Consider the following 18,440-nt stretch of genomic DNA (forward strand, 5'->3'; position numbering starts at 1 on the left):
TTGCGACAACTCGGGAGCCCGACATGTCTCATCTCACCCATACCATCGAGAACGGCATAGCAACGATCATTCTTGATCGCTCGCCGCAAAACCGCATCGACGACCAGATGGTTGACGAACTGGCTACGGCAGTCAGCGCGATCGAACGCAGTGACGCACGCGTCGTGCTGGTGCGCGCCGAAGGCGAGAGCTTCAGCTTTGGCGGCGACATCATGTCCTGGCCCGATGACACCCCCCGCCAGTTGCGTGCACGCTTCGAGGGTTACATGGACGTCTTCAATCGCTTCGAACGTCTGACCCTGCCTGTCATCGCCGTGGTGCAAGGCTTGTGCGCCGGCGGTGGTTTCGAACTGGCGTTGCGTGCCGATGTAATCTTTGCCGCCGAAAGCGCAACATTCTGCCATCCGGAACAGTCGCTTGCCTTAGTGACCCTGTTGGGCGGCATCTACCGCGTCGCCGAACGTGCAGGACGCGTACGAGCCATGGAATGGGCGCTGACTTCCGAGCGTGTCCCCGCCGCGACGATGGAGCGCTTCGGCGTAATCAACCGCGTCGTCGCCGATGCCGAACTGTTTGCAACGGCGCATGCGTTCGCCGCGAAGTTTGTGCATGGCCCCACACGCGCCCACGCAGCTCACAAAGCCTTGCTGCGAGCCTGGGCCAACGGCGGTGTCCAAGCGGCCGACGATGTGATGTTCAACATTGCCATGCCCTTGTTCGAGACAGAAGACGTGAAGAACGGGCTTGCTTCGGCCATCAAGGCCCTGAAGGCCGGTACGCCGCGTCTGGAGCTCGAATTCAAGGGGCATTGATTTCCCATACGCAAACCGACTCAAGGAGAGGAACATGTACAAATTGCTAGCGCGGGTAGGCGAGGTGCATGAAAGAATCGGTGCGCTGGAAGCGGCATGAACCGCACAGCGTCACTATCGTTACCGGGGCGCACTACGGGCGCTGAAGGCTGTTCAGTGCCTACAAACATTCCTCTATCGCCATTGCCACGGTGGTCTACCACGTTCAGCCGTTCATGCTGGTCGGTCTGGGTGTGCTGTTTTTCGCTGAACGCCTCAGCGCCGCCAAGGTTGGCTGGCTGCTGTTGGCCTTCGCCGGGCTGATGCTGTTCGTGTCCGCCAAGGGCAGTGGGCAGGCCACCGGCGCCGACTACTTGCTCGGCGTCTGCCTGGCCCTGGCTTCGGCCTTTTTCTACGCCGTGGCGGCGGCGATCACCAAGCGCCTCAAGGACCTGCCCGCGCACCTGATCGTGCTGATCCAGATGGTGGTAGGCGTGCTGGTCCTGGCCCCGTTCGTGTGTGATCAAGGGCATGTACCTGCTCGATACACTGGACGCCGGGTCGGACGCGCCGTTGGTGCGCCTGCTTGGAAGCGGCGCGATCCTCAATGAAGTGCTGGCGGCGGCGAACCGGCTGCGCGAGCAATGGGGCGTGACGGTGCAGGTCTGGAGTGTCACCAGTTTCAGCGAGCTTGAACGCGATGCCAGGTCTGCCCAACACGCGCGTCTGGCGGGTGCGCAGACGACACTGGGACATGTCGAGCAATGCCTGGGCGGGTCCGCGCCGGTCGTGGCGGCGACGGACTATGTCAGGGCCTATGCGCAACTCATCGCTCCCTATGTCAGTGCGCCGTTCAAGGTGCTGGGCACGGATGGCTTCGGCTGTTCAGACACCCCCGGCGCGCCCTGCGGCGTTACTTCGAGGTGGACAGCCAGGCGATCTGCCTGACGGCTCTGCAGGCACTGGTGGAGCAAGGACGCCTGGCCGCAGACACGGTCGCCAAAGCCCGTCGTATCATGGACGGTACGGATAATCGCCATGCTTGACCGCCTTGGATAGCCAGGATTGACCTGGGTGGTGTTCCAACTCAGCTACCTGTGGCTGTGGCTGGTGTGGCAGGTGCTGTCATATGACCTTGCGGGTTGGCGTACCTTGCTGGTCGCCACCCATCTGGCTCAGCAGCAGTGCCTGCAGCTCTTTTGCGGGCCGTTGTGAGTGCCCGGTCATCCAGCGTTTAAGTGTGCGACGGCTTGAATCAAAGACTCTCAGGGTCGCCAAAGAACATCTGAATCCGCGACCGTAACCACCGCTCCCCCGGATCATTATCCTGCGACCCACGCCAAGCCATGTGCAGCTCAAAACTGCGCACCGGCAACGGTGGATCTTCCGCCCGCACGCCACCGGCTGCAGTCAACGCTTCAGCGGTGTAATCCGGGACAGTGGCCACGATATCAGTCCCGCTGATCAGTGTGCTCAGCCCATTGAACTGCGGCACCGCCAGCACCACATGCCGTTTGCGCCCCAGCTTCTCCAGTTCTTCATCGATAAAGCCGCTCAGGTCGCCCGCGAACGAAACCAAGGCATGGGGGCGGGCGCAGAAGTCATCCAGGCTCAACGGTCCCGGTACCGTGTCGGCGCGTAACAGTTTCGGCATGCTGCGGCGCAGCACTTTGCGCTTGGCGTTGGCCGGCAGGTCGGCGGTGTAGCTGACACCAATGGAGATCTCGCCCGAGGCGAGCAGGCTTGGCATCAGGATGTAGTTGGCCCGACGCACCACCAGCACGATTCCCGGCGATTCCGCGCGCAGCCGTTTGAGCAGCATTGGCAGCAGCGCGAATTCAACATCATCCGACAAGCCGATGCGGAACACCGCGGTGCTGGTCGCCGGGTCGAATTCCGCCGCACGACTGACCGCGGTGGAAATCGAATCCAGGGCTGGAGAGAGCAGGGCGAAGATTTCCACTGCTCGGGCGGAAGGCTCCATGCTGCGGCCGGTACGCACGAACAACGGGTCATCGAACAGCCCGCGCAGGCGCGAGAGCGCCGCACTGATGGCCGGCTGGCCGAGGAACAATTTTTCCGCAGCGCGGGTCACGCTGCGTTCGTGCATCAGTGTTTCGAAAACGATCAACAGGTTCAGGTCGACACGACGCAGGTCATTACGATTCATCTGGAGTCCTGGCAGAGTCAGCAAACTTGACGTGAGCGGCCATATGAGAACAATGGCCGGCATGAATCTTACGGGGAAAGACTGGTACTCTGCACAGGGTAATTCAGTTTTTTCTGAAAGGCTGCTTCGGTTTTTCACGGCATTGGATGATGTCGCCGTCGCTGCGGAATCAATGACAGGCATGTCGACTATTAATAGCCACTGATGGTCTTGGGTAGAAAGCCCAGATAGAGTTCAGGGCATTAGAGGTTACTTTGACGAGGTTTGCGATGTCCCGCACGATCCGTTTTCACAAGTTTGGTCCAGCCGAGGTGCTCAAATGCGAAGAGCATGCGGCAGCCCTGCCTGCGCCGGGCGAAGTGCAGGTGCGCGTCGAAGCGATAGGCATCAGCTGGTATGACATTCTCTGGCGCCAGAACCTGGCCTCGTCCCATGCTCGTCTGCCTTCGGGCCTGGGTCATGAAATGGCCGGCGTGGTCACGATGGTCGGCGAAGGTGTCGATGACTTGGCCGTTGGCGACAAAGTCGCCAGCTTCCCGGCCGAAAGCCCCAACGACTATCCGGTCTACGGCGAACAGATCGTTCTGCCACGCACGGCGCTGACCCGCTACCCGGACGTGCTCAGCCCGATCGAAGCCAGCGTTCACTACACGCCGCTATTGATCGCTTATTTTGCCTACGCCGACCTGGCGCGAGTCAAACCCGGGCAATTTGCCCTGGTGACCGACGCCAGCCACTGCGCCGGGCCGTCGTTCGTGCAACTGGGCAAAGCCCTTGGTGTGCGGGTGATTGCTGCGACCAAAACCGCGGATGAGCGTGAATACCTGCTGTCTCTGGGCGCCGAGAAAGTCATCGTTACCGAAGAAGAAGATCTGCTGATGCGGATCAACAAAATTACCGATAACCGCGGCGTCGATGTGGTGTTCGATGGCCTCGGCGGTCCGCAGATGTCATTGCTCGGCGATGTGCTCGCACCTCGTGGCAGCCTGGTGCTTTATGGTCTGCAAGGCGGTAACCAGACACCATTTCCGGCTTGTGCGGCGTTCCAGAAGAACATTCAATTCTTCGTGCACTGCATCGGCAACTTCACCGGCAAGCCGGAGCTGGGCATCCTCCAGGACCAGGCCGCATTGCAGCGTGCCCTGCGCGACATCAACCAGTTGACCGCAGACCGCGTGCTGCTGCCGCTCAAAACCCGGGTCTTCCCGTTTTCCGAGTTTGTCGAAGCACACCGCTACATGGACGAATGCCCATGCCGCGAACGGGTCGCCCTTCAGGTCGAGCCTGCCTGAGCCCTTCCTCTGCCAAGAGTCCGTGCGAATACGGACTCTTCTGCTGGCAGTCACTCCCAAATGAGACGTGCCATCGATCTGTCGGTGGGCCGGTTCAGCAACTGAACTGGTTTTTGCTCTCGATCTGTATCTTCTAATCATTATGTAAGCCCTGATAATTGAATGATTACTTTCATCTCAAGGAAAGAGTCATGGCTGAGTATCAGGCTGAAACTCCTCAATGCGCGCCGGCAATATATGCTCAACAAATAATGCGGCGTCGCTCAGTTGTCTTACATTCATGGGCAACTTCTTTCTTTATTTCTTGTGCTAAGTGTCTGTGGGACGCTGTCGGAAATTTCCTAGGAAAACCCGCCGGAGCCCAAGGCGCCCGCGCTGCGGGGCATTGCGCCGATATAGGTCTCCCTGGGTTACCCGTAACGTTCAAACATTTCAAATAATTACACAATGCTTAAGTGCTAGCATTTGAATAACGGCACCGGCACTCCATTCATGACAAACAACCTGTTGCGCAATACACCTCGTTATTTGCGTGGCATCGCACTTTTGAGTCACAGGTAAATAATGATGACCGCTACCCATGATCAGGCAATGAACTATGTTTATCAGCAAATGCTGCAGCGCTTGCTGGGGTTTTTCTCTCGCGCCGAGCGCACGGCATTGCAATTACTGATTCAGCGCCTGGTGATGTCCGCAGGAGGTTTGGAGCGTATCGGCGATTACAAGGTGCTGTCGATCCAGTCAGGGTCCCGCGACAGCTGCTACACCCTGGCGCTACTGCGTGCCGCGCAGCTGAGTATTGCCGGCCGGGCACCGGCTACGTTTCAGCTGCGAGTGGCGACCTTGCGCTTGAACGGTGCGGCCTCGACAGCTTTGGAAAACATCCATCGCAGCTGCAGTGCATTGTTTCTCTACGACGATCCCCGGGTCGAAGTGTTGATGGTCGATAATCGCGAAGTCCTGCCGTTCAATCATCTGGCGCCGATCTCCGAAGCCGGTCGTGAGTCGAATCGGCTCAATCTGCTGATGGTCGGGCACCGCCGAGTCTGGGACGGGCCGCTTGATCTGTGGGATGACGGGTATCTGGCGACCGGCGAGTTTTACGGACAAATCGCCCGTTGGGACCAGGGTGTCGACGCATTGATCAGTAGCGATACGCCCCGTCTGCAGAAGCAGTTTCTCGAGGGGTTGAATCGTGCGGCGGCCAAGGCCGGGCTCAAGGCGCCGGACCGTCACGAAACGGGCTACGAGTGTCTGTTCGCGCGACTCGATGAATTGGGCAGCGATTGCTACCGCGAGTTTTATCCCGAGGCTGCCCAGGCGGCGTGGCGTCCCGCCGAACGTTTTGAAGCATGTCGCCGCACGACCTTCATCGATATTCACGACATGCTGGTCAGCAACCTGGAAGAGCGCTGGCCACTGCTCACCGATTTCCTCGGGTTTCAACCTGACGAGTTGTCGGCCCAGCTCAGTGATAACGGCTACGTCAGCTTGTCGATATCCGCGCATCTTCGTGGCTTGCAAGCGTGCTTTGTACAGGGTCGCAGCTACGAGGAAGGCATTGGTGAGTACCTGCAGCGGGCGCTGGTGATGATGCGCCGCAAACATGTTCCAGAGCGCTTTTGCGAACAGGCCATGGAAACCTTCGGCAACCCGATGACGATGACCGATCAGCGCGCATTGGCATCGGCTGAAGCACAAAAGAGCCTTGGTTTGAGCGAGGCTCAACTGGTGTGTCTACTGTTTGCCCCGTTTGTCGATAACGGCGCGGCGCTTGAGCATTTTCTCCGTCAGTGCCATCCCGGCATGCTCGTCGCGTTGCCGGACTTGCACCGGGCGATGCAGGGCGGCCCGGCTCCCGAGCAGGTTCTGCAATGGATGGTCGATGTCAGCGGGTTGCCCGTGAGTCTGATCAGTACGCTTTACCGCATGGGGCTGGTGGTTCGGGATGAGGGCAGGGCTCTCGGCCTGGAAAGCGTCGAGGTGGGTGGGCAAGCTGAAGTCGTGGAGCCTGGCAGTGAAACGACTGTGTCTGGCGAATGGTCGACGGGCCGGTGAAAGTGACTGGTTCGACGGATCCGGCAAGGATGCGTCACGACGTTCGTAGTCTGTTCGGCCATTACCCATGAAAGGACCACGAGATACCGATTTTGCGTACCAGGCGGTGTACCGTTACCTGACTAACCTGATCAATGAGCCGGGCAGTGACATGCAAGTGCGCCTGCCTTCATTGCGGCAGTTGGCGCACCGCCTGAGTGTGTCGATCTCGACCATTCAGTACGCTTATTCGCTGTTGGAAAAGGAAGGGCGCGTCTATTCAGTGGCCAAATCAGGCTACTACGCACTCCCCGTGTCCTCAATCGGCATGCCCGGTAGCGGCAAGGACCTGCTCGAAACGGTTTACGTCAACGCCAGGCGTCCCGGCATGCTGGTGCTGAGCGCCGATGAACCGGCGTTATTACAACCCCTGGATAGCCCGTTGCTGTTACTGGAGAGAGAACTGCTGCGCCAGTATCCGCGCCAGCCGCAACCGTCTTCGCAACCCTGCGGCGAGCTGGAGCTGCGCACAGCCCTGGCGGCGCGCTACACCACTTCGCCGACCCGTTGCTGGCATGCTGATGATGTCTATATCGGCGCCGATCTGCGTGGCGTACTGGAAATATTGATCGCTGTCCTTGGCCTTAAGGATGCTGTGGTGGTGGTCGAATCACCGTGCGACTGGGCTATTTTGCGCCTGTTTCAAGACGCGGACGTGCAGGTGGTCGAGCTGCCGCTGCAAGCCCATGGCGGCCTGGATCCTGAGCAGTTGAAGCAGCTGCTTGAGACTGAGCAGGTGCGACTGGTGATGCTTTCATCGAGGCTGAATATGCCCCGGGGCAGTGTGGCGCCTGACAGCAACAGGCAAATCACCGCACAGTTGCTGGAGCGACACGGCAGTTGGGTGCTGGAAAACGATTGTTACGGCGAGCTCGAATTCGAGCCGAGCGGCCTGCGGTTTCGTGATCTGCTGGACCCGGATCGGCTGATCGTGTTCTCCACATTCGAGAAAATCATCGGGTCGGAGGCGCCCTTCGGCTATCTGCTGTCGCGACAGCTGCGCGCCGAATTGCAACGGCACTTTCTGCTGCGCGCGTTTCGCTTGTCGCTGATTCGTCAGAAAGCCATTGCACGGCTGTACAGCAACGGACGCATTGATCAACACCTGCTGGTGTTGCGTCGACTGCTCAAGGAACGCATGGTGCAGATGACTCGGTTGCTGGAAGAGCGTCTGCCCGATGCGTTGCACTTCGTTGAGCCCCGGGGCGGAGCGACAATCTGGATTCGTTCGTTGCGCCAGGTCGATGTGCGTCGAGTGTTCGAGCGTTTGCTCAAGCAGCATGTGGTGATTGCACCGGGTGAGCTGTTCAGTTTGCAAGGCCTGCACGGGCAGCACTTGCGCCTGAGTCACACCTTCGGTGGTCACCACGACCTCGCCGATGCATTGGGTCTGTTGGCGGATGCCTTGCGCCTGGAATCGATCGACTGAGCCGAGGCGCAAACCCTCCTCGGTACCTGACAATTGATAACGTCGCGCCCGGAGCAAACTGTCAGTAAACTGCGCTCTATTCCCGAACCACTCTTTCTCAGAGGTTTTGCATGACACTCAGTCCTTTTGCGGGCAAACCGGCACCGGCAGAACTGTTGGTCGACATCCCGCGACTGGTAACGGCCTATTACACCGGCCAGCCCGATGCAGCCATTTCTACCCAGCGCGTCGCCTTTGGCACGTCCGGACACCGAGGTAGCTCGTTCGATCTGAGTTTCAACGAATGGCACGTTCTGGCCATCAGCCAGGCGATCTGCCTGTACCGCGAAGCCCAGGGCATTGACGGTCCATTGTTCGTCGGGATCGACACCCACGCGCTGTCCACGCCGGCCGGTGCCAGCGCCCTGGAAGTCCTGGCGGCAAACGGCGTGACGGTGATGATCGCCGAAGGCGACGAGTACACGCCGACGCCGGCCATTTCCCACGCGATTCTTTGCTACAACCGTGGTCGAACTTCGGGCCTGGCAGACGGCATCGTCATCACCCCGTCTCACAACCCGCCACAAAGCGGTGGCTACAAATACAACCCTACCAACGGCGGCCCGGCCGATACCCACATCACCAAGTGGATCGAAGCCAAGGCCAACGAGCTGCTGGCGGCCAAACTCGCCGGCGTCAAACGCATCAGCTACGAGCAGGCCCTGAAGGCCAGCACCACCCATCGTCACGATTACCTCAACACCTATGTCGCTGACCTGATCAACGTGATCGACTTCGACGCCATCCGCGATGCGAAGCTGCGTCTGGGTGTCGATCCGCTGGGCGGAGCAGGGGTGCGCTACTGGTCGGCGATTGCCGAGCACTATCGCCTGGACCTGGAGGTGGTGAATAAAGAGGTTGATGCGACATTCCGTTTCATGACCGTCGATTGGGACGGGCAGATCCGCATGGATCCATCATCCAGCCACGCCATGCAAGGCCTGATCGGTCTGAAAGAGCGTTTCGACGTGGCCTTTGCCTGTGACCCGGATCACGACCGCCATGGCATCGTGACCCCGTCCGGTGGCTTGCTGGCACCCAACAACTACCTTGCGGTGTCGATCGATTACCTGTTCCAGAACCGTCCGCTGTGGCGCGCCGATGCGGCCGTGGGTAAAACCGTGGTCAGCAGTGGCTTGATCGATCGCGTCGCCAAACGCCTGGGCCGCCGTCTGTACGAAGTGCCGGTTGGATTCAAATGGTTTGCCGACGGCCTGTTCGACGGCTCCCTCGGTTTTGGCGGCGAAGAAAGTGCCGGCGCGTCGTTCCTGCGCAAGGATGGCAGTGTCTGGTGCACTGACAAGGATGGCTTGATTCCGGCGCTGCTGGCGGCTGAAATGACTGCCCGCACGGGGCGTGACCCAAGTCAGGCTTATCGCGCGTTGACTGATGAACTGGGCGAACCGTTCTCGGTACGGGTCGATGCCAAGGCCAACCCTGAACAGAAAGCGCTGCTGAGCAAATTGTCGCCAGACCAGGTCACCTCCACTCAACTGGCGGGCGAAGCGATCCAGAGCATCCTCAGCCATGCACCGGGCAACGACCAGGCCATTGGCGGTCTGAAAGTCATGACCGAGAACGGTTGGTTCGCGGCACGTCCGTCGGGCACTGAGGACATCTACAAGATCTATGCGGAAAGTTTTGTGAGCGACGACCACCTGAAGCAGTTGGTGGCGGAAGCTCAGACCTTGGTGGATGGCGCGATTTCTGCGAAATAGGTGATGGCCCCTTCGCGGGCAAGCCTCGCTCCTACAGAAGTTAGTCGCCCATGTGATCGACACTACTCCTGTAGGAGCGAGGCTTGCCCGCGAAGGCGTCGGGACAGTCACCCAGGATTTCAGCCAAAAAAAGGGGGCGATCCATCAACGGTCGCCCCTTTTTTCGTCCTGCATTTACCCCGTCAAGCCACATCCACCAACACAATCTCACTGTCCTCAATCGCGATCACGCGCAACACCTGCTCATCGACAATCGCAACCCCGTCTCGAGCTTGTGCACGCAAACCATTGACTTCAATGACCCCAGTGGCTGGAACCAGATAAGCCCGACGGCCGCTGTCCAGGTGATACTCCGCAGACTCCCCGGCCTTCAGATTCGCCGCCACCAAGCGCGCATCGGCGCGAATGTGCAGGCTTTGATCGTCGCCGGCCTTGCCGCTGGCCAGGGTCACAAAACCTTCGCGCTCGCCTTTGGGGAATGGCTTGGCACCCCACGACGGTGCCGAACCGGCTTCGTTGGGGATGATCCAGATCTGAAAGATCCGGGTTTCGGTCGCTTCCAGGTTGTACTCACTGTGAGCGATTCCGGTGCCGGCACTCATGACCTGAACATCGCCCGCTTCGGTGCGGCCCTTGTTGCCGAGATTGTCCTGGTGGGTAATCGCGCCTTCACGAACATAGGTGATGATTTCCATGTCCCGGTGTGGGTGTTGCGGGAACCCGGTTCCGGGGGCAATCACATCATCGTTCCATACCCGCAGGTTGCCCCAGTTCATGCGTTTGGGGTCGTAGTACTCGGCGAACGAAAAGTGGTGATGGGCATCCAACCAGCCATGGTGCGCGCCACCCAGCGAGTTGAAGGGTCTGAGTTCAAGCATGATCGTCTCCTGAAAAGGTTCGTCATGGGGCAGAGCGCCTGAGCCACAGACGAGAACCGGTGGTTGATGGCGAGCATGATCTATCAGGCACCCATCGATAAAAAGCGTAAAAAATGCCTCAATGCAATCGAATTAGTTGATATCAAATAACCTCGAAACATTCTCATCCAGCCTTCACTTCATCGCATAAGCCGATGACCTGTAAGCATTTCACTAGAACTCAGCGGCAAATGCAGACACCATAGCCCTCAACAGCCTCACACCCTGGAGTCCGTCCGCGTGCCGCAACACACCCCCGATCTTCCTCCCGAACTTCGCCCTTTGGCTGAGATGCCTTTGTTCAAGCGCCTGGCCGCCCGGTTCTTTGGCCACGGCCTTACCCGCCTGCGCGCGCAACACCGTGCATCCTGGCTGCACGGCCAAGCTGACGGTTTTCGCAGCGGTCACAGCGCTGGCGTGGAGTACGGCTATAAAGAAGGCAAACTCGAGGGGCTGGAGGAAGGTCGGCAGGTTCTGTTGATTCGCGACTCACGCTCAACCGAGCATCGACCGCCCAACGTCGATGACAATCTGTTTGACGATTGGCGGCTGCCATTGAGTGCTGAGCTGAAGAAGCGCATGAAGGCCGACGTGGCGCGGCTGTTGCCCGCGCATGCCCAGCCGAGCGCTGCCCAATGGAAGATGATTTTCAGCGACACTCCGTCGACCTCGGTGATCGCCGGGGCGGGGGCGGGCAAATCGACTACCCTGGTGCTGCGAATTCTGCTGCTCAGCCATTACCTGGGGTTTGAATTAAGCTCGATGACCGTGGTGACCTTCACCCGCGAATCGCGCAAGGACTTCATCAATAAGCTGATCGAACTGTTTGCAGTCTGGGGCCGGGGAATCAGCCTTAAAGACGCGCGTGATCTGGTGCGCACGTTCCATTCGCGCATCCTGCCGATGGTTCGCAGCCTGCCGGGTTTCGAGCGGCTGCAAGCGTTCGAAAACCTCAGTCACCGCGTGCAAGGCGGCGATGAGGAGGTCGACAGCAACCCCTTCGACCTGCGCATCAACGATGCCCAGCGCCAGCAACTCAACGCCTGCTATCACAGCCTGCACACCCGCGATGAGCGTTTTCGCGAATTGATCAAGCCTTTGTCTCGTCATGCCTTGCAGCTCAAGGAGCTGGAGCGTGATCACCCGGACGTGCAGAAGCGCATGGCGGTGACTGAACTCGCCGCCAAGCGCGATGAAGAACTGTGCGACACAATCGAAGACCTATGGTTTCGCGCCGGCGCCTGGCCGATCAAGGGCATCGAGCCGAATCGTCAGACCTTCGATATCAACGGTTCGACCTTTCATTGTCACGGCTACATTCCGACGCTGGACGCCTGGGTGGTGCTGGGTTTCGATCCCCGGGAAAATCCCCAGGTCAGCCGTCCAAATGCCAAACTTTCAGTGCGCGCAGAATGGGCGGTAAAGCGCACCCTGTTTCAAGCTTTCTGCCGTAAGCCTTTGATATGGCTAGATAGTTATGAATCTTCAAAGCGTGTTTTGGCATCCCTTGCCGGGGACGCCAGCGCTGGGCCAGGCTTCGATTACAAGGTCAAGGGCGAGCTCGGCTCCGCGCCGTTGCTGGACTGTTTTGTTGCGGCGGCCGGGTTTATTGAAAACCTCGGCCTGGATGTGCCGAATGCCGTGGGCCAGATGAGTTTCGCCAAGGATGACCCGGACCGGTTCTTCTTCGAGGCCTTGAGCCTGTTCTGGCGGGCGCTGGAAGATCATCTGCTGGATCAATCGCCGCCGGTGATGACCTACAACCGGATGTTCGCCTTGTTCAGTGAACATTCACCGGAGAATCTCAAGCTGCTGAGCGATGAGCTGCTCAGGCCCATGTCGCACTTGATGATCGACGAGTTTCAGGACGTATCACCGCAGATCGTTTCGTGGATTCGCGCCAGCCTGGCGGAGATCCGCAGTCGCGGACCGGCCATGCATGTGGGGCGCGGCGCGCAACGTTCGTCATTGCTTTGTGTCGGTGATGACTGGCAGTCCATCTATGGCTGGCGCGGCAGTTCGCCGACTTACTTCATGGAGTTCAACAAGGAATTCCCGTCGCCGAGCACGACCAAAGTGATGCTCAGTGACAACTACCGTAGCCATCAGCACATCATCGACGCGGCGGAGCATATTGTCCGCGCGGCTCCGGCGATCGTTGGCAAGAAAGCCAAGGCCAGCGGTGAACCCAAGGCGCTGCTGCCAGTGAATATTCTCGACCGGGATGACCAAGGCATGGCCCAGCGCCTGATCGAGCACTATAGAAAGGGTGATTCAATCTTGATGCTTTATCGAAAAAGCAGCGATAAGTCATTGATTGAAGAGCATATTCAGTCTGTAGTTAATGTGGATTCGAGCTTGCCGTACGACGCTCGACGGCTCAAACAACTGACCTATCACAGCGCCAAGGGCCTGCAGGCTGATGCGGTATTTCTGCTGGGCGATTGCCAGCACCTGACCAGTTCACCCTACAAGAACCAGGTCTATCGCATGGCCGGACTCGGCAAGGCCGGCGACAGCGAAGCTTACGACAGTGCACAGAAAGACGAGATCTTGCGGCTGGCCTACGTGGGCATCACTCGGGCCGTGAGCCATTGCTACTGGTATGTCGATGGCCAGGATACCTCGGCTGCGAATATGCCCAAGGCCTCCGACCGGATTGGCAAGGGTAAGGCGTTCTTCGCTGATCACCGTCAGGGAAAAGTGTCTGCCTGACCATTCAGAGAGTCTTGAGCAGAAAACCTGTGGCGAGGGAGCTTGCCTCCCGCTTGAGTGCGTAGCACTCACAAAGAAATGGGCGCTTGTCGAATTTTTGGGGCCGCTACGCGACCCAGCGCGAGCAAGCTCGCTCGTCACAAAGGCAGGCATGGCTGAAGAGGTACCGACTGGCTGCGAAAAGTTGCGGGGGGCGCAATCCCGGCCTATGGTCCAAAGCGAGGCTTTGCTTGCGACTGGCGCGCAATGATTCGCCGCAGGTCGCTGTCCATCCAGTGCGGATACATGCAGCGAGGTGACGACATGCCGAATGACTCCCGTCCCGCCGTGCTCGAACTGATCGGCAATACGCCGCTGGTGCGTATCAGCCGCTTCGATACCGGCCCATGCACACTGTTTCTCAAACTCGAATCACAGAACCCCGGCGGTTCGATCAAGGACCGCATCGGCCTGGCGATGATCGACACCGCCGAGCGCGATGGTCGCCTGCGCCCCGGTGGCACCATCGTCGAGGCCACCGCCGGCAACACCGGCCTGGGCCTTGCCCTGGTCGGCCGGGCCAAGGGTTATCGGGTGGTGCTGGTGGTGCCGGACAAGATGTCCACCGAGAAGGTGCTGCACCTCAAGGCGATGGGCGCCGAAGTGCACATCACCCGCTCCGACGTCGGCAAGGGCCATCCCGATTATTACCAGGATGTCGCTGCGCGGTTGGCGCAGGACATTCCCGACGCCTTCTTCGCCGATCAATTCAACAACCCGGCCAACCCGCTGGCCCATGAGTGCAGTACCGCTCCGGAGATCTGGGCGCAGACTCAGCATGATGTGGATGCCATCGTTGTCGGCGTCGGTTCGGCCGGCACGTTGACCGGGCTGACCCGTTTCTTTCAGCGCGTACAACCGAATCTGGAAATGGTGTTGGCCGATCCGGTCGGCTCGGTGATGGCCGAATACAGCCGCAGCGGCACCCTGGGAACGCCCGGTTCCTGGGCGGTGGAGGGCATTGGCGAAGATTTCATTCCGTCGATTGCCGACCTGTCCAGCGTGCGTAAGGCTTATTCGATCAGCGACGAGGAAAGCTTCGATCATGCCCGCCAACTGCTGCGCGCCGAAGGCATTCTCGGCGGCTCTTCGACCGGTACATTGCTCGCTGCGGCACTGCGTTACTGCCGCGAGCAAACCGAGCCGAAGCGGGTGGTCAGTTTCGTCTGCGACACCGGCACCCGCTACCTGTCGAAGGTCTACAACGACCAGTGGATGAACGACCAAGGGCTGCTTGCGCGCAAGCGCTACGGCGATTTGCGTGATCTGATTGCGCGGCGTTTCGAGGATGGCCGGGTGGTCAGCGTGGGGCCGGACGACACCTTGCTCACGGCGTTCCAGCGCATGCGCCTGGCGGATGTATCGCAACTGCCGGTGCTGGTGGATGGGCAGCGGCTGGTCGGGGTCATCGACGAGTCCGACATTCTGTTTGGCGTGCACGAAGACGCTACGCACTTTCGCATGACCGTGACCAGCGCGATGACCGACAAGCTCGAAACCCTGCCTCCCGGCGCCAGTCTTGCTGAGCTGGAGGCGGTGCTCGATCGTGGGTTGGTGGCGATCATCGCCGACACTACGGGCTTCCACGGCCTGATTACTCGCGTCGACATGCTCAATCACTTGCGGAGATCCCTTGCATGAGTCAGCACGATGAAACCGCCAAACCACGTGCCTTCGCCACCCGTGTGATCCATGCCGGACAGACACCGGACCCTTCCACCGGGGCGCTGATGCCGCCGATCTACGCCAACTCCACCTATCTGCAACAGAGCCCCGGTGTGCATAAGGGTTTCGATTACGGGCGTTCGCACAATCCGACGCGCTTCGCCTTGGAGCGTTGCGTGGCGGACCTCGAGGGCGGCACTCGGGCCTTCGCCTTCGCTTCCGGGCTGGCGGCGATCGCCAACGTGCTCGAACTGCTCGACGTCGGCGCCCATATCGTCTCCGGCAATGACCTGTACGGCGGTACATTCCGGCTGTTCGACAAGGTGCGACGGCGCAGTGCCGGGCATCGTTTCAGTTTTGTCGATCTGACCGATCTGGCGGCCTTCGAAGCGGCGCTGCAGGACGACACGCGGATGGTCTGGGTCGAGACGCCGAGCAATCCTTTACTGAGCCTCACGGATCTCGCCGCCGTCGCGCGTATCTGTCGTCAGCGAGGCATCATCTGTGTGGCCGACAATACCTTCGCCAGCCCGTGGATACAGCGGCCGTTGGAGTTGGGTTTCGATATCGTGCTGCACTCGACGACCAAGTACCTGAACGGTCACTCCGACGTGATCGGCGGCATCGCCGTAGTTGGGCAAAACGCAGAGCTGGCCGAGCGGCTGGGTTTTCTGCAGAACGCGGTGGGGGCTATCGCCGGGCCGTTCGACGCTTTTCTCACATTACGCGGCGTGAAGACCTTGGCATTGCGCATGGAACGCCACTGCAGCAACGCGCTGGAGCTGGCGCAATGGCTGGAGCGTCAGCCGCAGGTGGCGCGCGTTTACTATCCGGGCCTGCCATCGCACCCACAGCACGAACTGGCGCGGCGGCAGATGCGAGGATTCGGCGGCATGATTTCCCTCGATCTGAACTGCGACCTGGCGGGTGCCAGGCGTTTCCTTGAGAGTGTGCAGATATTCGCCCTGGCCGAGAGCCTGGGCGGGGTGGAAAGCCTGATCGAGCACCCGGCGATCATGACCCATGCCAGCATCCCCGTCGAAACCCGGGCACAACTCGGCATCGGCGATGCGCTGGTGCGTTTGTCGGTGGGGGTTGAGGATGTCGAAGACCTGCGTGCCGATCTGGCTCAGGCGCTGTTGAAGGTCGGTTAAACACTATCCATGTGGGAGCGGGCTTGCTCGCGAAGAGGGAGTGTCAGTAAACATTGATACTGCCTGACACACCGCATTCGCGAGCAAGCCCGCTCCCACATGTTTTGTGAAACGCTGGTCGTTCAGGCATAACTCCTGAGAGCCTGCGGAGGAATGAACGCCTCCAGCTCATCTTCCACAGCTTCAATGATTCGTTCTACGTCCGCCGCATTCATGACCGTTGCGCAAGGAATGCCGGCAATGGCGATCATGGTTTCACCACTGGCGCGGTCGAACAGCCGCGCAACCATACTGCCCGGCGCATCCATGGTCGCTTCGAAACCCATGGGATGAAAATGCCAGCGCATCAGCTGGCAGGCATTTGGAAAAGTGACTTTGCTGAAGGAACCTTTATTCATGTGTTGCCCACCTTAATCATCGAGCGCTTCCTTTAGCTCATGTTAGGAGGGAAGAACCTTCAATGGCTCAACCGGTGACTGTCTTTAAAAGTAGCATCCAGATGTGAAAGTCATGTGGATTTTTTCAGTCCGTTTAGCGATTGGTTCATTTTCTTTTGACGCAGATCACGAGACACCGATTTTGTGGCGAAAGGCCAATATTGGCGGGGGCATTCCACGGGGGCCATTGAAGCCTGGCGAGAACTTCGGCAAGCTCGGTTTTTTCTCGTAGAGTCTTTTACGCACGCCGATGATGGCCCGTTGCAAACCAGGCCACTGATGCGTTACCACCTGCGCTGGAAACACCGGGATCTGGACAGACCCGCGCCCCAGGATCGACACCATCGAAGTTTTGAGCAGCGGAGTCTTGCATGTCGGCGTGGCGCACGATCAGTTTGTGGATGGATCAACTTGAGGAGCCATTGCTGGCACGCCCGGCACTGGAGCAGGATCTGGACGTCGATGTGGCCATCATTGGTGCCGGTTACACCGGGCTCTGGACCGCGTATTACCTCAAACGCCTGGCGCCGGAGCTGAACATTGCCATCGTCGAAGCAAGCATCGCGGGTTTTGGTGCTTCGGGCCGAAACGGTGGCTGGTTGATGGGCAACCTGCTGGGCGAAGATCGCTTGCTCGCCGATTTACCGGCCGAACAACGGCGCGCCTCTTTCGAACTGCTGCACGGCATCCCCGATGAAGTAGAGATCGTCATCGAACGAGAAGGCATCGACTGCGATTATCGCAAAGGCGGGGTGCTTTACTGTGCTGCGCGCTATCCAGAGCAGGAAGCCAGCCTGCGTCATTATCTGGACACGCTCTACCGCCAGGGGCTGACCGAAAGCGACTATCGCTGGCTCAGTCCCGAGCAATTGGCGCAACAGATCAGAGTTGCCAAACCTTATGGCGGTATCTATGCACCGCACGTCGCAACCATTCACCCTGCAAAGTTGGTCCGAGGTCTGGCACGGACGGTGGGGCGCATGGGGGTCAACATCTATGAGAACAGCCCGGTCATTCAATGGCAGTCAGGCAGTTTGCGCACGGCCAAGGCTCAGGTTCGCAGTCGCTGGATCGTGCCGGCGGTAGAAGGGTATGCGGCCACATTGCCACCGTTGGACCGTTATCAGTTGCCGGTGCAGAGTTTGCTGGTGGCGACCGAACCGCTGTCTGCGGCGACCTGGGATGAAATCGGCCTCAGCCACGGTCAGGCCTTTAGTGAAAGCAGCCGACAAGTCACTTATGGCCAGCGCACGGCGGATAACCGCTTGGTATTTGGCGCCCGTGGTGGCTATCAATTTGCCGGCAAGTTGCGCCATGACTTCGACTTGACCGCCAGCGAAATAGAGTTGCGTCGCTACCTGTTCAGCGAACTTTTTCCGCAGCTCAAGAACGTCCGAATTACCCATGCCTGGGGCGGCAACCTGGGTATGTCCCGGCGCTTCAAGCCGCACATGCTCTGCGATCAGGCCAGCGGCATCGCCTTGTCCGGCGGTTATGGCGGGGAGGGCGTCGGTGCCAGCAACCTCGGCGGGCGGACGCTGGCCGACCTGATTCTTCAGCGCGACACCGATTTGGTCCGCCAGCCGTGGGTCATTGCTCAGGGTGGTCTCGACGCGCTCAAAGCCTGGGAGCCCGAGCCCTGCCGCTGGTTGGGCTACAACGCGATCATCCGCAGCTTCGTCCACGAAGACCAGACCCTGGCCAACCCGACTACCGCGCCCTGGCGTCGAAAACTGGCCAGCCGGGTCGCGGAGTTCATGGAAGGGTTCATGCACTGAGCGGGGCAACGGCAGGCCACAACTACAACTAACCGATCGTTTAATTTAGTTGATGGCAATCCAATGGCACTTATATTAATAAATCCGAAAAAGTGAGAACTCATCTACAGAAAAACAACTTACTCATATTTAATATTTAGATAGCAGATTGTCGGACAATCCGGCCAAAATCTTCAACTACAAACTATATTTCGACAGC

The 18,440-nt window shown here is 59.3% G+C and carries 15 protein-coding genes and 1 pseudogene; 13 read left to right on the forward strand and 3 right to left on the reverse strand.

The genetic code is table 11. From position 1 onward, the window contains the following. Nucleotides 1-23: 23 nt before the first annotated feature. From ACIPLA_RS00755 to ACIPLA_RS00770, 4 genes are all read left to right on the forward strand, one after another. The gene (locus tag ACIPLA_RS00755) at nucleotides 24-812 is read left to right on the forward strand and encodes an enoyl-CoA hydratase/isomerase family protein (protein ID WP_401170597.1); all 789 of its coding nucleotides are present in this window, start codon (nucleotides 24-26) and stop codon (nucleotides 810-812) included. A gap of 215 nt (nucleotides 813-1,027) precedes the next feature. Continuing rightward, nucleotides 1,028-1,402, forward strand: coding sequence for a hypothetical protein (locus ACIPLA_RS00760; RefSeq protein WP_225603256.1), 375 nt, complete (start codon nucleotides 1,028-1,030; stop codon nucleotides 1,400-1,402). Then, entirely contained in the window at nucleotides 1,323-1,739 is a 417-nt protein-coding gene (locus ACIPLA_RS00765; protein ID WP_225603257.1) for a transketolase-like TK C-terminal-containing protein, read from the forward strand. Before ACIPLA_RS00760 ends, ACIPLA_RS00765 begins: the two co-directional genes overlap by 80 nt. A 129-nt stretch (nucleotides 1,740-1,868) precedes the next feature. Next, nucleotides 1,869-2,006: a hypothetical protein gene (locus ACIPLA_RS00770; RefSeq protein ID WP_218394866.1), complete on the forward strand. Its 138-nt coding sequence runs from the start codon at nucleotides 1,869-1,871 to the stop codon at nucleotides 2,004-2,006. A 40-nt stretch (nucleotides 2,007-2,046) separates the two neighbouring features. On the opposite strand, the gene ACIPLA_RS00775 is transcribed toward ACIPLA_RS00770, so the two are convergent. After that, on the reverse strand, nucleotides 2,047-2,961 hold the full coding sequence (locus ACIPLA_RS00775; RefSeq protein ID WP_007896187.1) for a LysR family transcriptional regulator: 915 nt from the start codon (nucleotides 2,959-2,961) through the stop codon (nucleotides 2,047-2,049). Between the two features lie 269 nt (nucleotides 2,962-3,230). Between ACIPLA_RS00775 and ACIPLA_RS00780 the strand changes: the two genes are divergently transcribed. The 4 genes from ACIPLA_RS00780 (at nucleotide 3,231) to pgm (ending at nucleotide 9,536) form a co-directional block, all read left to right on the forward strand. Continuing rightward, the gene (locus ACIPLA_RS00780) at nucleotides 3,231-4,253 is read left to right on the forward strand and encodes a zinc-dependent alcohol dehydrogenase family protein (RefSeq protein WP_123496895.1); all 1,023 of its coding nucleotides are present in this window, start codon (nucleotides 3,231-3,233) and stop codon (nucleotides 4,251-4,253) included. Nucleotides 4,254-4,820: 567 nt separating this feature from the next. Continuing rightward, on the forward strand, nucleotides 4,821-6,311 hold the full coding sequence (locus tag ACIPLA_RS00785; RefSeq protein WP_401170602.1) for a hypothetical protein: 1,491 nt from the start codon (nucleotides 4,821-4,823) through the stop codon (nucleotides 6,309-6,311). A 67-nt stretch (nucleotides 6,312-6,378) separates the two neighbouring features. After that, on the forward strand, nucleotides 6,379-7,779 hold the full coding sequence (locus tag ACIPLA_RS00790) for a PLP-dependent aminotransferase family protein (protein ID WP_218394909.1): 1,401 nt from the start codon (nucleotides 6,379-6,381) through the stop codon (nucleotides 7,777-7,779). Nucleotides 7,780-7,889: 110 nt separating this feature from the next. Beyond that, nucleotides 7,890-9,536, forward strand: coding sequence for a phosphoglucomutase (alpha-D-glucose-1,6-bisphosphate-dependent) (gene pgm, locus ACIPLA_RS00795; RefSeq protein WP_401170606.1), 1,647 nt, complete (start codon nucleotides 7,890-7,892; stop codon nucleotides 9,534-9,536). 182 nt (nucleotides 9,537-9,718) lie between these two features. On the opposite strand, the gene ACIPLA_RS00800 is transcribed toward pgm, so the two are convergent. Then, complete coding sequence (locus tag ACIPLA_RS00800; protein WP_401170608.1) at nucleotides 9,719-10,414, reverse strand: pirin family protein; 696 nt, start codon at nucleotides 10,412-10,414, stop codon at nucleotides 9,719-9,721. A gap of 279 nt (nucleotides 10,415-10,693) precedes the next feature. On the opposite strand from ACIPLA_RS00800, the gene ACIPLA_RS00805 reads away from it, so the two are divergent. From ACIPLA_RS00805 to ACIPLA_RS00815, 3 genes are all read left to right on the forward strand, one after another. Further along, a complete protein-coding gene (locus tag ACIPLA_RS00805; RefSeq protein WP_401170610.1) occupies nucleotides 10,694-13,168 on the forward strand; it encodes a UvrD-helicase domain-containing protein in 2,475 nt (824 codons plus the stop codon). Between the two features lie 303 nt (nucleotides 13,169-13,471). Next, a complete protein-coding gene (locus ACIPLA_RS00810; protein WP_218394912.1) occupies nucleotides 13,472-14,848 on the forward strand; it encodes a cystathionine beta-synthase in 1,377 nt (458 codons plus the stop codon). Then, nucleotides 14,845-16,026 (forward strand): cystathionine gamma-synthase, encoded by a 1,182-nt coding sequence (locus tag ACIPLA_RS00815; RefSeq protein ID WP_218394913.1) that lies wholly within the window; start codon nucleotides 14,845-14,847, stop codon nucleotides 16,024-16,026. The genes ACIPLA_RS00810 and ACIPLA_RS00815 overlap by 4 nt, the downstream gene beginning before the upstream one ends. A gap of 122 nt (nucleotides 16,027-16,148) precedes the next feature. Here the strand turns inward: ACIPLA_RS00815 and ACIPLA_RS00820 are convergent, their stop codons facing one another. Further along, nucleotides 16,149-16,424, reverse strand: a complete 276-nt coding sequence (locus tag ACIPLA_RS00820; protein ID WP_123494656.1) for a DUF1652 domain-containing protein — start codon at nucleotides 16,422-16,424, stop codon at nucleotides 16,149-16,151. Between the two features lie 225 nt (nucleotides 16,425-16,649). Between ACIPLA_RS00820 and ACIPLA_RS00825 the strand changes: the two are divergent. Both ACIPLA_RS00825 and ACIPLA_RS00830 read left to right on the forward strand, forming a co-directional pair. Beyond that, nucleotides 16,650-16,781: pseudogene (locus ACIPLA_RS00825) on the forward strand (DUF4440 domain-containing protein); the annotation flags it as partial. 53 nt (nucleotides 16,782-16,834) lie between these two features. After that, complete coding sequence (locus ACIPLA_RS00830) at nucleotides 16,835-18,241, forward strand: NAD(P)/FAD-dependent oxidoreductase (RefSeq protein WP_401170614.1); 1,407 nt, start codon at nucleotides 16,835-16,837, stop codon at nucleotides 18,239-18,241. Nucleotides 18,242-18,440: the final 199 nt, after the last annotated feature.

Origin of the sequence: Pseudomonas sp. NPDC086112, assembly GCF_044746425.1 — a bacterium.
Taxonomy (GTDB): Bacteria; Pseudomonadota; Gammaproteobacteria; order Pseudomonadales; family Pseudomonadaceae; genus Aquipseudomonas.